Below are 13,798 nucleotides of genomic sequence, written 5' to 3'. Positions count from 1 at the left end.
ACCCGGATCGGAGACAGAGATGGCACGCCTCCCGGCCCTGATCGGTCTGACGCTTCTCCTGCTGACGCAGGGGGCCGGGGCCGCGGACCTGCGGGGGCCGGCGGCGCTGGGCCGGTTCCGGGCGACGTGCGAGGATCTCGGGACCTTCTGCTTCGCCGACGCCTGCGGCGGCGATCAGATCGCGGCGGCCGAGGGCTGCCGGGCGCGCTGTCCGAGCGCGTCGATCGTCGAGGTCGTCCCGGCCGCCTGCCCGCTGCCGGACGGTCGGTCCGTGCCGATCCTCCGGCGCCGCGGCTGAGAATCGGCCGCGATCGAGGGCCGGGAGAAATATCGGACGTCCGCGGCAACGAAACGCGGAACGCGGCATTGACCGTTTCGAACACGCTAACAACGGAGACGCGGACAGATGCTCGCGAACGCGCGCGATGCCCGCCGGCGCACGAAGCTGACCAGCGATCTCCGTCCGCCCGAAGCGGGAGCGAACGCCGATCCCGTCCTGTACGGCGTGGCCGCGGGTCTGGCGGCCCTGTTCCCGCCCGTGATGCTGCGCTCGGAGGCCTCGCCCGAGACGCACCGCGCCTCCGAGACCTCGCGGGCGCCGGACGCGACCGGCACCCGCTGAGGCTAGGACCGGTCGGCGCAGGCTCCCCCTCAGGCCGCGAGCCGGACGAGGAGGAGGAGGGTCGCCAGGAGCGGCGACGCCGCGGCGAGCCAGAGGGCGCCCGGATGGAAGCCCTCGGGTCCCGAGAAGCGCGCGGTCCGCGTCACCGCGGGACGCAGGGGATCCCCGCGTCCGATCCCGATCCCGACTGGCATCCGCGCACTCCTCGATACCGGAGGAGTGAGCGCCGACGTCCCTCAAGAGCGTCTGAATCGGCGGCCGTCGTCGTTCGGCGTGGTGAACCGGCCCTTAAAGGGCCCGGTCGAACTTCAGCTCGCCGTTCGGGCTCTTCAGAACGAGCTGCGAGCCGACCATGTCCCACACCGCCGAGGTGCGCAGGGCGATGAAGAACGCCTGCTCGGCGGCCGCGAGGCCCTTGTCGCAGCTCTTCTTGGTGAGCGCGAGCGGGCCGACGGCGATGTGCTGCTCCTTGAGCGGGAAGGCGGTCGCCGCGAAGGTGTTGCAGCCGCCGTAGCCGCGGGCGCGGTACTGCTTGTCGATGATGAAGCTCGGCCGGTCGCCGCCCGTGAACGGCTTGCCGTTCAGGCTCACGGCGGTCCAGGTCGAGTCCAGCGGGAACATCTTCTCGCTGGCCTTGGTCCCCGGCACGTACTGGGGCTTCTTCTCCTCCTCGCCGCCCGGCCGGCGGTTGCCCCGGCCGAAGCCCGTGGGCGAGCCGCCCATCTGCGCCTGCGCCTGCGTCGCCGCGCTCAGGTCCATGGCCAGCACGGCACAGGCCAAGCTCGCGATCAGCACCCCTCTCATCGTCCAGTCCCCATGTCGCGCGCGCCGCGCGCAGGTCATCCCGGTCCGGAAGCGCCGCGCGGGCCGCGCGGTCCGGCCCCTCGCGTGGGCCGCTCCGAATCCTTGCGCCTTGCCGGATGCGACAGGATTTCAGCACAATTATGGTCGCGCTCGGCCGAAGACCGCCCGGAAACGATCCGGGACCGCGATCGTTGTTGATCAGTGCGAAGCAGGAGGATCACCTTGGCAGGATCGGACGAGGGCGCGCAGAGCGGGACCCGGGCGCTCGCCATGACCCCGGCGCAGTCGCGGGCGGCTCGCGGGCTGCTCGGCTGGTCGGAGGCCGATCTCGCCGGCAAGGTCGGCCTGGACGAGCGATTCGTGCGGGATTTCGAGGGCGGCTACAGCGACGCGCCCAGTGGCCAGGTCGAGGCCCTGCGCAGCGCCCTCAGCGCCGCCGGTGCGGTCTTCCGCGATGCGCCGACGCCCGGCGTCCACCTCGCGGCGGGCCGGGGCGTCGACGAGGGCACCCGCGCCGACGCGCTCACCACCGAGAACGATCGCTGACACCCGCCGGCCGACCCGAACGCGCCGCTCATGGCGCGTTCATGCGCCGCGCCTGACAACCCGGGACGCCACAACCCGCGCACCGTCCGTGGAGCGTCCCGTGATCGATCCCGTCAGCAGCCCGTCGCGGTGCGACCGGCGCTTCCTCTTGGCCTCCGACCTCTCGGCCTCTGACCGGATCGGAGGCCGCTGATGCGCGCCGACGCCTTCCTCGCCGCCGCCGACGCGCTTCCCGTGGCGAGCCTCGACGCCCTCCTGGGGAGCCGAGGGCTCGTGGTGGTCGCGCCCCATCCCGACGACGAGAGCCTCGGATGCGGCGGGCTGATCGCCGCCGCCCGGGCGTCGGGACGGCCCGTGCATCTCGTCGTGGTCAGCGACGGCTGCGGGTCGCACACGCATTCCCGTCTCTACCCGCCCGAGAAACTGCGCGCCCTGCGAGAGGCGGAGACCCGGCGGGCCGTGGCGGTTCTCGGCCTCGGGCCTGAGGCCGTCACCTTCCTGCGCCTCCCGGACGCGCACGTCCCGAGCGACGGCCCCGAGGCCGAGGCCTCCGCGTCCGCGGTCGCCCGCGCGGCCGCGGCGATCGGGGCCGGCGCGGTCTTCGTCACGTGGCGCCACGATCCCCACTGCGACCACAAGGCGGCCGCGGCGATCGTCGCCCTCGCGCGGCCGCAGATGCCAGGGGTCCGCGTCTACGAGTACCCCGTCTGGGGCTGGACCCTGCCGCCCGAGACCGAGGTCGGGCCGAGCCCCGCCGGCCTGCGCCTCGACGTCTCCGCCTATCGCGAGACCAAGGCGCGCGCCGTCGCCGCCCACGAATCGCAGACCACCGACCTGATCGCGGACGATCCCCAGGGCTTCCGGCTCGAGCCCGCCATGATCGACCGGCTCTGCGGCCCCTACGAGCGCTTCGTCGCGGTCCCCGCATGAGCCGCCGGACGCAGACCCTGCCGGAAGACTACTTCCTCGGCATGTACGCCAGCGACCCGGATCCCTGGCGCTTCACCTCGTCGTCCTACGAGCGCGACAAGTACGCGGCGACGCTGGCGGCCCTGCCGCAGGCGCGCTACCGGGCCGCGTTCGAGCCGGCCTGTTCCATCGGCGTCTTCACCCACGCCCTGTCCGAGCGCTGCGAGCGTCTGCTCGCCACGGATCTGGTTCCGGCCGCCCTGGAGGACGCCCGGGCGCGCTGCGCGGATCGCCCCCACGTCGAGATCCGGCAGGGCACGATGCCGGCGGACTGGCCCGAGGAGCGGTTCGACCTGATCGTCCTCTCCGAGTTCCTGTACTTCCTGGCCCCGGAGGATTTCGCCACGCTCGTGCGCCGGGCCGGCGCGACGATCGTGCCCGGCGGCGACATCGTGCTGGTGCATTGGCTGGGCGAGACCGACTACCCGCTCTCGGGTGACGGCGCCGCCGAGGGCTTCATCCGGCTGTCGGCACCCTTCGCACAGGTCCTGAGTCAGGCGCGGACGGACAAGTACCGCATCGACGTCCTGCGCGCCGGAACCGCCCCGTGAGCGTCGCGGTCATCACCCTCAACAAGGGCCGGCGCGCGCACCTGACCCGTCTGCTCGAAGGCCTCGGCCGCGGCGACCCGCCCGACCGCTGCGTCGTCGTCGAGATCGGCGACGACGCGGCGCCCTACCCGGCCCTGCCCTTCCCGGTGGAGCGCGTGCCGTTCCCGCGTGCCGGCCTGCCGCTCGCCGCGGCGCGCAATGCCGGGCGCCGGGCCGCCGGTGCCGACACGCTGATCTTCCTCGACGTGGACTGCATCCCCTCGGCGGGGCTCGTCGCGGGCCTGTCGCGGGCGGTGGCCGAGCGGGACGGCCTGATCTGCTGCGAGATCGGCTACCTGCCGGCCGGCGCGGTCGCGGACGGGTGGCGCGAGACGGATCTGGCGCGTCTCGGCGCGCCGCACCCGGTGCGGGCCTTCCCGCCCGCCGGCACGGTGGCGCCGGCGCCGCAGCCCGGCCTGTTCTGGTCCCTCGCCTTCGCGGTGCGGGCCGCGACCTATGACCGCCTCGGCGGCTTCGACGAGACCTTCTCAGGCTACGGCGCGGAGGACACCGACCTCGCCTTCCGGGCCGAGCGGGCCGGCGTGCCGATCCTGTTCCTCGGCGGCCCCCGGGCCTACCACCAGCATCATCCGGGCTACGACCCGCCGCTGCAGCATTTCCGCGACATCGTCGCCAACGCGGCGCGCTTCCACGACCGGCACGGGATCTGGCCGATGGACGGCTGGCTCGACGGGTTCGCCCGGCTCGGGCTGATCGCGGCGGACCGCTCCACCGGGATCGTGGTTCACCGGGACCCGACGCCGGACGAGATGGAAGCGGCGCGGCTACCGGACGATCAGCCGTTCTGACGGGACTTCGGGCCACGCGGCGCCGCCGTCCTCGCGAGCGCAGCGAGGCAACCCGGCAGCGACACGCATGTCGCCGTAGCCGCGACCCTGGATTGCTTCGCTGCGCTCGCAATGACGAGACGTTCCTCGCCGTGCGGAGGGCGGATCCCGGCCAGGGGGCTGGGATCCGCCCGCGTCGGAGCCGTCTTCAGCCCTTCATGGCGTTCGCCTTCTCGATCAGCGCCTCGGCCATGCGGATCGAGGCGATGTCGATGAGGCGGCCGTCCAGGGACACGGCGCCGCGGCCGGCCTTGGCGGCCTCTTCCATGGCCTCGAGGATGCGCCGAGCCTTGGTGACCTCGGCCTCGGAGGGGGTGAACACCTCGTTGGCGAGCTCGATCTGGCTCGGGTGGATCGCCCACTTGCCCTCGAAGCCGAGGGCCGCGCAGCGGCGGGCCGCCGAGCGGTAGCCGTCCGGATCCGAGAAGTCGCCGAACGGTCCGTCGATCGGGCGCAGTCCGTAGGCGCGGCAGGCGACCAGCATGCGGTTCTGGGCGAACAGCCACGGATCCTGCCAGTGGGTCTGGCGGCTGCCGGACTCGTCCTTGTCGGTCAGCACCGAGAAGTCGGGGTTCACGCCGCCGATGACGGTGGATCGGGCGCGGGTCGAGGCGGCGTAGTCGGCGACGCCGAAGGACATCGCCTCCAGCCGCTTCGACGACTGGGCGATCGCCTCGACGTTGGCCATGCCGAGGGCCGTCTCGATCAGCACCTCGAAGCCGATCTGCTTCTCGCGCTTCTTGGCCTGCTCGATCTGGGTGACCAGCACGTCGATGGCGTAGACGTCGGCCGGCACGCCGACCTTGGGGATCAGCACCATGTCGAGCCGCGGGCAGGCTTCGACGATGTCGACCACGTCGCGGTACATGTAGTGGGTGTCGAGACCGTTGATGCGGATCATCATGGTCTTGTTGCCCCAATCCAGGTCGTTCAGCGCCTGGATGATGTTGGTGCGGGCCTTCTCCTTGTCGTCCGGGGCGACCGCGTCCTCGAGATCGAGGAAGATCACGTCCGCCGCCGAGGAGGCCGACTTCTCCATGAAGGTCGGGTTGGAGCCGGGCACGGCGAGTTCGGAGCGGTGCAGGCGCGGCTTGGCCTGCTGGATCAGGGTGAAGCTCATCTTGGGTTCTCTCTCCTGGTGACGGTTCTGGTGCCGTTGCGGGATGCGGTCCCGTTCATCGGCGGCAAATGGCGCGCGCGTGGATCGCTGACAGGGCGCGGCTGCACGAATGGACCGGGTCCCCGGTACGGGATCGAGGCACGGGTCCCGTCTCCCGCGCGGGAGAGGGAGCCCGCTGGACCCTCCCCTATCCGGTCGCCCCGAAGCCGACCGCGATGCAGTTGATGGACAGGAGCAGGGCCGACTTCACCGCCTCGCGCCGGTCCTCGTCGGTCTCGGCGCGATAGCGGGCGAGCAGCTCGACCTGCTCGCGGCTGACCTGGTTGATCGTCGGGAGCCGGCCCTTCAGGCGGTCCCGGAACAGGGGGAAGCGCTCGGCCAGCTCCGTGCCGCCACTCACCCGCAGCACCATCTCGCGGGTGAGCGCGTACTCGGCCTCGATCATCGAGAAGATCCGGTCCCGCACGCCCGCGTTCTGGACGAGGCCCGCGTAGGCGCGGGCGATGTCGAGATCGACCATCATCAGCGTCTTCTCGACCTCGTCGAGGACGAGGCGGAGGATGCGGGACTCGTTGAACAGCCGCTTGAGGGTCGCCTCGCCGTCGCGGCCGCGCACGTCGATGAAGCTCGCCAGCCCCGAGCCGACGCCGTACCAGCCGGTGATCACGTGCCGGTTCTGCGACCACGCGAACACCCAGGGGATCGCGCGGAGGTCCGAGAGCGAGCGCGCGCCGAAGCGGCGGGCCGGACGCGAGCCGATGTTGAGAAGGGAGATCTCGTCCAGCGGGCTCGCCGCCTGGAAGTAATCGACCAAGCCGTCGGTCTGGAGCAGCTGGACGTAGGCCGCCCGCGAGGCCCCGGCGAGCGCCTCGAGGGCGTCGTCGTGGCCGGGGCCCGCCCGCTCGCCGTCGCCGGCGAGCGCGTGCTCGAACACCGAGGCCGCCAGCAGCTCCATCTGGTAGGCGGCCGTGCCGCGGTTGGCGTACTTGAACGAGACGACCTCGCCCTGCTCGGTGGTCCGGAACCGGCCGCGGATGGAGCCCGGCGGCTGGGCCATGATGCCCTTCTGGGTCGGCACGCCGCCGCGGCTCACCGAGCCGCCGCGCCCGTGGAAGAAGGCGATGCCGACGCCGAGCTCCTCGCCGAGCCGGGTCAGCTTGCTCTGCGCCTTGTAGAGCTCCCAGTTGGCGGCGACGAAGCCGCCGTCCTTGTTTGAGTCGGAGTAGCCGATCATCACCTCCTGAACGCCGCCCTGCCAGCGGGTGGAGCGGCGGACAACCGGCACGTTGAGCAGCGCCCGCATGATCGCCGGGGCGGCGCGCAGGTCGTCGATGGTCTCGAACAGGGGCACGATCGGCAGCGGGCAGATCTCCGTCCCGGCGGCGTCGAGGAACACCCCCGCTTCCTTGGCCAGCAGGTACGCGCCGAGCACGTCCTCCACCGAGCGGGTCATCGACAGCACGAAGGCACCGAACGCCTCGCGGTCGAGGGCCTCGCGCATCTCGGCGACGAGGGCGAAGGTGGCCAGCGTCTCGCGGGCGGCGTCGGGCAGGTCCTCGAAGGACCGCTCGGGATCGCGCGGCCGGGCGAGCTCCGTGTCGAGCCACTGGCGCCACGCGGCCGAGCCGAGGGCCGGCGGCTCGCCGTCGCCGTTGCGCTGGCGCCAGAGGGCGTGGAGCGTGTCGGTGGTCCGGGTCGTGTTCTCGCGCAGGTCGAGGCGGACCGTCGAGAAGCGGAAGATCTCGACCATGCGCCGGACCGGACGCACGAGATCCCGCGCCAGTGCCCCGCACTTGGCCTCGGTCAGGCCGCGCTCCAGGGTGCGCAGGTCCTCGATCAGCCCGTCCGCGCTCGCGTAGTCGGGGCCGGACGGGTGCTCGCCCTCGTTGCGGGCGATCGTCGCCTCGATCTTGCGCAGGACGCAGGAGAGGTACTGGCGATAGGGCTCGCCCGGATTGCGCCGGGTGATGGCGCGGGCCTGGCCGCTCTCGGCGAGATTCCGGTCGAGCTCCGCGCGGAAGCTCTCGGGCAGCGGCAGCGAGCGCTCGGTGAGCGAGAGGGTCCGCCCCAGCTCGCGGACGCCGTCGCGGTAGCGCGTGAGCGAGGCGAGCGCGTTGCGGTGCAGGGTCTGACGGGTGACGGCCGCCGTGACGTAGGGATTGCCGTCCCGGTCGCCGCCGATCCAGGAGCCGAACTGGAAGAACGGCGGCACCCGGAACTCCGTGCCCGGATAGGTCTCGGCCAGCGCCTCGTGGAGGGTCTCCAGGGTCTCGGGCAGCATCTCGAACAGGGTCTCGTCGAAGAAGTGCAGCCCCCAGGCCACCTCCCGCTCGACGGTCGCCTTCTCCAGATGCAGCTCGCCCGTCATCCAGACCAGCTCGATCTGGTCGCGCAGCTCGTTCATGAGCCCGTTGCGCTCACGGTCGGTCCAGCGCGGCATCTCCAGCTCGCGCAGGACGAGGTAGATCCGGCGGAACTTCTCCAGCACCGTCACCCGCTTGCCCTCGGTCGGGTGGGCGGTGAGCGTCGGGCGGATGCGCAGGTCGCTCAGCAGCGCCTGGATTTTTTCAGGGGGCACCCCCTGCTTGCGCGCGTCGGAGAAGACCTTGGCGAAGGAGCCGCCGAGCGCGGCCCGACCCTCGGTGCGCTCCACGTGCCGGCGTCGGCGCATCGCGGCGTTCTGCTCGGCGATGGAGATCAGCTGGAACCAGATGCCCTGCACCTGCAGCGCGCGCGCCAGCATCTGCGGCGAGAAGCGCGAGATGTCGGCCGTCCCGTGCAGGACCGCCTCGAGGTCGGGGTCGTGCCGGCGGGCGACGTCGAGCAGCGCCTGGAACAGGATGTCCAGCGCCTGTTCCGACGACGTGCCGACGATCACCGGCGGCGCGAAGGCCGTGGCATCGACGAGACCGGGGGTTGCGTGAAGGGTGCGGGTCATGGAGCCACCTCGTGGCGCACGGTCTTTCTCGAGGATGTTCAGCGCGATGCGCCGTCACCTCCGGGAGGGAGGCGCGCATCGGCCGGTGCCCAGCGCGACGCGCGCCCTCTCCCGCTCGGGAGAGAGGACCCGCGCCGCGTTCCGGGACGTAAGGCGGGCCGGCCGCGCTACGCGGCCCGGGCCAGCACGTCGGCCACCGTCTGCCCGAAGGATCCCGGATCCGGCGCCACCGTCAGCCCGTAGGAGCGCATGATCTCGGCCTTCTCGGCGGCGCTGTCGCCGGCCGCCGAGATGATCGCGCCCGCATGGCCCATGCGGCGCCCCTTCGGGGCGGTCAGCCCGGCCACGAAGCCGATCACCGGCTTCGACATGTTCTCGCGGATCCAGGCCGAGGCCTCGGCCTCCTGCGGGCCGCCGATCTCGCCGATCATCAGGACCGCGTCGGTGTCCGGGTCGGTCTCGAACAGGGCGAGGTGGTCGAGGAAGGACGAGCCGTTGATCGGGTCGCCGCCGATGCCCACCGAGGTCGAGATCCCGAGCCCGAGCTCCTTGAGCTGGGAGGCGGCCTCGTAGCCGAGCGTCCCGGAGCGGGAGATCACCCCGACATTGCCCGGAAGATAGATGTGGCCGGGCATGATGCCGAGCATCGCCTTGCCGGGCGAGATGATGCCGGCGCAGTTCGGGCCGACCACCATGGTCCGCTTCTCTTTCGGGTAGCGGTACAGGTAGCGCTTCACCCGCATCATGTCCTGGGCCGGGATTCCGTCGGTGATCGAGCAGACCAGCCGCAGGCCGGCATCGGCCGCCTCCATGATGGCGTCCGCCGCGAAGGGGGGCGCCACGAAGGTGATCGACGTGGTGGCGCCGGTCGCCGCCACCGCCTCCTTGACGGTGTTGAACACCGGCAGGCCGAGATGGGTGCGCCCGCCCTTGCCCGGGGTGACGCCGCCGACGACGTTCGTGCCGTAATCCAGCATCTCCTTGGCGTGGAAGGTGCCCTTGTCGCCCGTGATGCCCTGGACGATGATCGGGGTGGTCTCGTCGATGAGGATGCTCATGGCGCGGTCTCCCCTCTCAGTGCTGCGTCTTGGCGGCGGAGCAGGCGTCGACCGCCTTCTTGGCCGCCTCAGCCAGCGTGTCGGCGGTGATGAGATCGAGGCCGCTCTCGGCCAGGATCTTCTTGCCGGCCTCGACGTTCGTGCCGGCGAGCCGGACCACCAGCGGCACGTCGATCTTCACCTCGCGGGCGGCCTGGACGACGCCCTCGGCGACCCAGTCGCAGCGGTTGATGCCGGCGAAGATGTTGACCAGGATCGCCTTCACGTTGCGGTCCGAGAGCACGAGCCGGAAGGCCGTGGCGACCCGCTCAGGAGACGCGCCGCCGCCGACGTCCAGAAAGTTCGCCGGCTCGCCGCCCGCGTGCTTGATCATGTCCATGGTGGCCATGGCGAGGCCCGCGCCATTGACGATGCAGCCGATCTCGCCCTCGAGGCCGATGTAGCTGAGGTTGTGCTCGGCGGCCTGCGCCTCGCGGGGATCGCCCTGGGACGGGTCGTGCATGTCGGCGATGCCCGGCCGGCGGAACATCGCGTTGTCGTCGAAGCTCATCTTGGCGTCGAGCGCCAGCACCCGGTCGTCCTTGGTGACGACGAGCGGGTTGATCTCCAGCATGGTGCCGTCGCAGTCGCGGAACGCCCGGTAGGCGTTCATGATCGTCTTCACCGCGGCCGAGACCTGCTTGATGTTGAGCCCGAGCTGGAAGGCGATCTCCCGCGCCTGGAACTGCTGCAGGCCGACCGCCGGCTCGACCACCACCTGGATGAGCGAGTCGGGCTCCTTGGCGGCGATCTCCTCGATGTCCATGCCGCCGCGCTGGCTGGCGATGACCCGCACGCGCTCGGCCTTCCGGTCCAGCACGTAGCCGAGGTAGAGCTCGCGCTCGAACGGGTCGGCGGTCTCGACGTAGACCCGCTGCACCGGCTTGCCCTCGGGGCCGGTCTGGTGGGTGACGAGGCGCTTGCCGAGGAGGTCCTTGGCGGCGTCGCGGACCTCGTTGTAGGTCCGGCACAGCTTGATGCCGCCGGCCTTGCCGCGGGCGCCGGCGTGGATCTGCGCCTTCACGGCCCAGAACGAGCCGCCGAGCTCGGTGGCCGCGTAGACCGCCTGGTCCGGGCTGAAGGCGATCGCGCCTTTCGGGACGGCCACGCCGAAGCTCGCGAGCAGCTCCTTGGCCTGATACTCGTGGACGTCCATTCGGCGCCTCCTCCGCGGTTCGTTGCCGCCGTTGACGCCCTCTACTTTAGTTGAGTCGAAAGATTACGCCCGTCAAATTTTTTAAGCTCCTGATTGACCGCGACTTTTTCGCGGTCGCAACACAGATCGTATTTCATATTGCGATGCAGCATACAGGAAAAAGGCGAGGCCGGGAGCACGATGCACCCGGCCTCGACTGTTGAATCGCTACAAAGTACGCCGGAACGCCTCGTTCAGGACGCTCTGTCCGTCATCGCGAGCGCAGCGACGTGACCCAGGGCAGCGCGACCTCTGAGATCGTGGCGCCAACTGGATTGCTTCGCTGCGCTCGCAGAGACGGCGGCGTCGACGGGGCCGACCGGGCACGCTGTGACGCGCGGTGCTGACCCAAGTCGCCGGTTCAGTTCACCTTGTCCTTGACGACCGCGTAGACCTTCTCGGTGAGTGCGCCGGCCTCGCCGAGCAGATCCTCCAGCTCCTTCAGCCGCTCCTCGGCGAACGCGCGGTCCTCGAGACCCTTGGCGTTCACGTAGACGTTCAGCGCCGCGCTGCGCAGGCCGGCATAGGCGGAGAGCACCGCCACGCCCGCATCCGACACGACGTTGAGGTTGCCCTTGTCGGCGGTGATGGCCGCGAGGTCGATCACCGCGCGGCAGGCCCGGCAGCAGGCGAGCGGCACGTCGCAGGCGGTCTTGAGCGCCGCCTGGATCTTCTCGGCGCGGGCCGCCTTCTCGTCGTCGGTGGCCTTGGGCAGGCCGTAGGCGCCCATGACGGCGTCGAAGGCCTGGACGTCCTCGCCGATCATGCCGGTGAGCACGACCCGCAGGCCCTCGGACTTGGCTAGCACGTCCTTCAGCTCGGCCTCGACCTCGATGTACTTCTTCTTGCCGATGGTGAGGTTGCAGACCATCGACACCAGGGCCGCGCCCATGGCGCCGGAGATCGCCGCCGCGCCGCCGCCCCCGGGGGTGGGGGCAGCGCTCGCCAACTCCGTCAGGAATTTCTCGATGCTGTCGGTCTCGGGGCGATGCGTCTCGGTCACCGGCGCCTCCTCAGGCCATCGTCTTGGCGAGGGCGTAGATCTCCTCGGCGTCGAGCACCTTGTCGGTGCTCTCGAAGAGCTGGCCGACGCAGGCCCGGTGCAGCTTGAGCTTCAGGCCGCCGATGCCCAGCGCCCCGAAGGCCTGCTTGCCGTTGCGCTCCTTGCCCTTGTCCATCACGTCGATGCCGCCGATGCCCGTCGGGGGCTGGGCGTTGTAGTCGGCGACGAACTCGATCGACGATTCCTGCGCCCAGGCGGCTTCCGGCAGCAGCTCGACGCCGATGGCGCCGGCCGTGAACACGAGGTTCGTGCCCTTGACCAGGGCGACGCGGGAGGCCTCGTCGGGGGTCGCGGCGGCCTTCACGTTGACCTTGAAGCGCGTGTTGATCTGGTCCGCGGCGGCCTGGGTCTTGTCGAGGGCGCGGCCCGCGATGGTGACCTCGGCGCCCTCGCCGGCGAGCAGAGCGGCCGAGCGCATGCCGACCGGGCCGGTGCCCGCCAGCACGACGGCCTTCTTGCCCTGGAGCGAGCCGGCGGCCTTGGCCACCAGCGCGACGCCCGCGGCGGCCGTGGTGTTGGAGCCGTTGGAATCGAGCATCACCGAGACCCGGAACGGGCCGAAGAACCGCTTCTTGACGGCGGTGAACAGCGCCTCGCCCGCCGCCATGCTGCCGCCGCCGACGAAGATCGCCGTCGACTTCTTCTCGGAGCCGCCGCGGGTGTAGATCGTGCCGTCGACCAGGGCGCCGACATTGTCGGGATTCACGCCGCCGTAGCCGGTGATGTGGTCGGCGCCGCCGTCGTAGCCGACGACCGTGTCGAACACGTTCGGCACGGCATCGGTGTCGAACAGGAACAGCAGCTTCTTCGTCATTTTCCTGGGACCTTTCCGTCGCGCCCGTGGGGCGCCGGCGCTGATGTTGGTTGGGTCGGTGCGTGGACGCAGCCCCTCTCGTCCCCTTGCGGGAAGAGCCGGAGGTGGGGGTGGTGCAGAATTGAGCGGAGCGGTGCCTCCTGCACCACCCCCACCCCTAGCCCCTCCCCGCAAGGGGGAGGGGAACGCCCGTTGCTGATTTTGAGCTTAGGCTTCCACCACGTTCTGCGGCTTGCCCGCCACGAAGGCCTCGACGTTGTCGACGAGCTGGTCGGCCAGGATCTGCATCGCCTCCTTGCTCGCCCAGGCGACGTGCGGCGTGACGATCAGGTTCGGCAGGTCGGCGTCGCACAGGATGTTGCCGTCCTTGGGCGGCTCCTGCGCCACCACGTCGAACCCGGCGCCCGCGATGGTGCCGTCCTTGAGCGCCTCGAGAAGGGCCGCCTCGTCCACGAGGCCGCCGCGGGCCGTGTTGATGAGGATGGCACTCTTCTTCATCTTCTTGAGCTCGGCGGCGCCGATCATCCCCTTGGTGTCGGGGGTCAGCGGCACGTGCAGCGTGATCACGTCGGACTGCGTCAGGATCGTCTCGAAATCGACCAGCCCGTCCTGCGGGAACACGTCGTAGGCGATGACCTTCATGCCCAGCGCCTCGGCGCGCTTGGCGATCGACTTGCCCAGCGCCCCGTAGCCGACGATGCCGAGCGTCGAGCCGGCGATGTCGTAGATCGGATAGTCGAAGTAGCAGAACTGCTTGGACTTCGCCCAGTCGCCGCGCCGCACCGAGTTGGCGTAGGGCACGATCGCCCGGCGCAGGGCGAACATCAGCCCGACCACGTGCTCCGGCACGGTGTTGAACGCGTAGTTGCGGATGTTGACGACCGCGACCCCCTGGGCCTTGGCCTGGGCCTTGTCGACCACGTCGGTGCCGGTGGCGGCGACCGCGATCAGCTTCAGGTCGGGGAGCTGCTTCAGCGTCTCGGCCCGCATCGGGACCTTGTTGATCAGCGCGATCTCCGCGCCCTGGAGGCGGGAGACGATCTCCTCCGGCGTCCAAGTCGACTCGTGCTCGACGTATTCGTGGGGGAAATTGAACGGTCGGACCCTGGCATCGAGGGATTCACGATCCAGGAACACGATCTTCTTGGTCATAGGACCCCTCTCGTACGACGGGCGGTTTCCTCGATAGTCT

Annotated in this window: 15 protein-coding genes; 6 read left to right on the top strand and 9 right to left on the bottom strand. The window is 70.7% G+C overall.

Going from position 1 to position 13,798, the window contains the following annotated elements; all coding sequences use genetic code 11:
* Nucleotides 1–19 precede the first annotated feature (19 nt).
* Both ACX9MN_RS29230 and ACX9MN_RS29225 read left to right on the top strand, forming a co-directional pair.
* Entirely contained in the window at nucleotides 20–298 is a 279-nt protein-coding gene (locus ACX9MN_RS29230) for a hypothetical protein (RefSeq protein ID WP_020092644.1), read from the top strand.
* Between the two features lie 108 nt (nucleotides 299–406).
* Entirely contained in the window at nucleotides 407–622 is a 216-nt protein-coding gene (locus ACX9MN_RS29225) for a hypothetical protein (RefSeq protein ID WP_020092645.1), read from the top strand.
* 29 nt (nucleotides 623–651) lie between these two features.
* Here ACX9MN_RS29225 and ACX9MN_RS29220 read toward each other — a convergent pair whose 3' ends face one another.
* Nucleotides 652–816: a hypothetical protein gene (locus ACX9MN_RS29220; RefSeq protein ID WP_020092646.1), complete on the bottom strand. Its 165-nt coding sequence runs from the start codon at nucleotides 814–816 to the stop codon at nucleotides 652–654.
* Between the two features lie 94 nt (nucleotides 817–910).
* Entirely contained in the window at nucleotides 911–1,426 is a 516-nt protein-coding gene (locus tag ACX9MN_RS29215; protein ID WP_266285160.1) for an META domain-containing protein, read from the bottom strand.
* A 222-nt stretch (nucleotides 1,427–1,648) separates the two neighbouring features.
* Here ACX9MN_RS29215 and ACX9MN_RS29210 point away from each other — a divergent pair, with 222 nt between their 5' ends.
* The 4 genes from ACX9MN_RS29210 (at nucleotide 1,649) to ACX9MN_RS29195 (ending at nucleotide 4,340) form a co-directional block, all read left to right on the top strand.
* Nucleotides 1,649–1,972 (top strand): helix-turn-helix domain-containing protein, encoded by a 324-nt coding sequence (locus tag ACX9MN_RS29210; protein ID WP_020092648.1) that lies wholly within the window; start codon nucleotides 1,649–1,651, stop codon nucleotides 1,970–1,972.
* A 192-nt stretch (nucleotides 1,973–2,164) separates the two neighbouring features.
* Nucleotides 2,165–2,902, top strand: coding sequence for a PIG-L deacetylase family protein (locus tag ACX9MN_RS29205; protein WP_091926155.1), 738 nt, complete (start codon nucleotides 2,165–2,167; stop codon nucleotides 2,900–2,902).
* Nucleotides 2,899–3,492, top strand: coding sequence for an SAM-dependent methyltransferase (locus ACX9MN_RS29200; protein WP_489726137.1), 594 nt, complete (start codon nucleotides 2,899–2,901; stop codon nucleotides 3,490–3,492). The genes ACX9MN_RS29205 and ACX9MN_RS29200 overlap by 4 nt, the downstream gene beginning before the upstream one ends.
* Entirely contained in the window at nucleotides 3,489–4,340 is an 852-nt protein-coding gene (locus ACX9MN_RS29195) for a glycosyltransferase family 2 protein (RefSeq protein ID WP_020092651.1), read from the top strand. The genes ACX9MN_RS29200 and ACX9MN_RS29195 overlap by 4 nt, the downstream gene beginning before the upstream one ends.
* 187 nt (nucleotides 4,341–4,527) lie before the next feature.
* Here ACX9MN_RS29195 and ACX9MN_RS29190 read toward each other — a convergent pair whose 3' ends face one another.
* From ACX9MN_RS29190 to ACX9MN_RS29160, 7 genes are all read right to left on the bottom strand, one after another.
* A complete protein-coding gene (locus tag ACX9MN_RS29190) occupies nucleotides 4,528–5,499 on the bottom strand; it encodes an HpcH/HpaI aldolase/citrate lyase family protein (RefSeq protein ID WP_012320599.1) in 972 nt (323 codons plus the stop codon).
* Nucleotides 5,500–5,686: 187 nt separating this feature from the next.
* Nucleotides 5,687–8,437, bottom strand: a complete 2,751-nt coding sequence (locus ACX9MN_RS29185) for a phosphoenolpyruvate carboxylase (RefSeq protein WP_489726136.1) — start codon at nucleotides 8,435–8,437, stop codon at nucleotides 5,687–5,689.
* Nucleotides 8,438–8,604: 167 nt separating this feature from the next.
* Complete coding sequence (sucD, locus tag ACX9MN_RS29180) at nucleotides 8,605–9,495, bottom strand: succinate--CoA ligase subunit alpha (RefSeq protein ID WP_010687110.1); 891 nt, start codon at nucleotides 9,493–9,495, stop codon at nucleotides 8,605–8,607.
* Nucleotides 9,496–9,511: 16 nt separating this feature from the next.
* Nucleotides 9,512–10,690, bottom strand: coding sequence for a malate--CoA ligase subunit beta (locus ACX9MN_RS29175; protein WP_020092653.1), 1,179 nt, complete (start codon nucleotides 10,688–10,690; stop codon nucleotides 9,512–9,514).
* Nucleotides 10,691–11,090: 400 nt separating this feature from the next.
* Entirely contained in the window at nucleotides 11,091–11,732 is a 642-nt protein-coding gene (gene fchA, locus ACX9MN_RS29170; RefSeq protein WP_489726135.1) for a methenyltetrahydrofolate cyclohydrolase, read from the bottom strand.
* Nucleotides 11,733–11,742: 10 nt separating this feature from the next.
* The gene (locus ACX9MN_RS29165) at nucleotides 11,743–12,606 is read right to left on the bottom strand and encodes an NADP-dependent methylenetetrahydromethanopterin/methylenetetrahydrofolate dehydrogenase (RefSeq protein ID WP_042673897.1); all 864 of its coding nucleotides are present in this window, start codon (nucleotides 12,604–12,606) and stop codon (nucleotides 11,743–11,745) included.
* Between the two features lie 207 nt (nucleotides 12,607–12,813).
* The gene (locus ACX9MN_RS29160) at nucleotides 12,814–13,758 is read right to left on the bottom strand and encodes a D-2-hydroxyacid dehydrogenase (protein WP_489726134.1); all 945 of its coding nucleotides are present in this window, start codon (nucleotides 13,756–13,758) and stop codon (nucleotides 12,814–12,816) included.
* Nucleotides 13,759–13,798: the final 40 nt, after the last annotated feature.

The organism is Methylobacterium sp. 1A, assembly GCF_058072805.1.
Note: the sequence above shows the minus strand (reverse complement) of the source record. Positions and strands in the feature narration are given on the sequence as shown.

Bases quoted from the DNA above. Each gene is read 5' to 3' on its own strand.
- ACX9MN_RS29230 (WP_020092644.1), top strand. From the start codon at position 20: ATGGCACGCCTCCCGGCCCTGATCGGTCTGACGCTTCTCCTGCTGACG.
- ACX9MN_RS29225 (WP_020092645.1), top strand. From the start codon at position 407: ATGCTCGCGAACGCGCGCGATGCCCGCCGGCGCACGAAGCTGACCAGC.
- ACX9MN_RS29220 (WP_020092646.1), bottom strand. From the start codon at position 816: ATGCCAGTCGGGATCGGGATCGGACGCGGGGATCCCCTGCGTCCCGCG.
- ACX9MN_RS29215 (WP_266285160.1), bottom strand. From the start codon at position 1,426: ATGAGAGGGGTGCTGATCGCGAGCTTGGCCTGTGCCGTGCTGGCCATG.
- ACX9MN_RS29205 (WP_091926155.1), top strand. From the start codon at position 2,165: ATGCGCGCCGACGCCTTCCTCGCCGCCGCCGACGCGCTTCCCGTGGCG.
- ACX9MN_RS29200 (WP_489726137.1), top strand. From the start codon at position 2,899: ATGAGCCGCCGGACGCAGACCCTGCCGGAAGACTACTTCCTCGGCATG.
- ACX9MN_RS29190 (WP_012320599.1), bottom strand. From the start codon at position 5,499: ATGAGCTTCACCCTGATCCAGCAGGCCAAGCCGCGCCTGCACCGCTCC.
- ACX9MN_RS29185 (WP_489726136.1), bottom strand. From the start codon at position 8,437: ATGACCCGCACCCTTCACGCAACCCCCGGTCTCGTCGATGCCACGGCC.
- sucD (WP_010687110.1), bottom strand. From the start codon at position 9,495: ATGAGCATCCTCATCGACGAGACCACCCCGATCATCGTCCAGGGCATC.
- ACX9MN_RS29175 (WP_020092653.1), bottom strand. From the start codon at position 10,690: ATGGACGTCCACGAGTATCAGGCCAAGGAGCTGCTCGCGAGCTTCGGC.
- ACX9MN_RS29165 (WP_042673897.1), bottom strand. From the start codon at position 12,606: ATGACGAAGAAGCTGCTGTTCCTGTTCGACACCGATGCCGTGCCGAAC.
- ACX9MN_RS29160 (WP_489726134.1), bottom strand. From the start codon at position 13,758: ATGACCAAGAAGATCGTGTTCCTGGATCGTGAATCCCTCGATGCCAGG.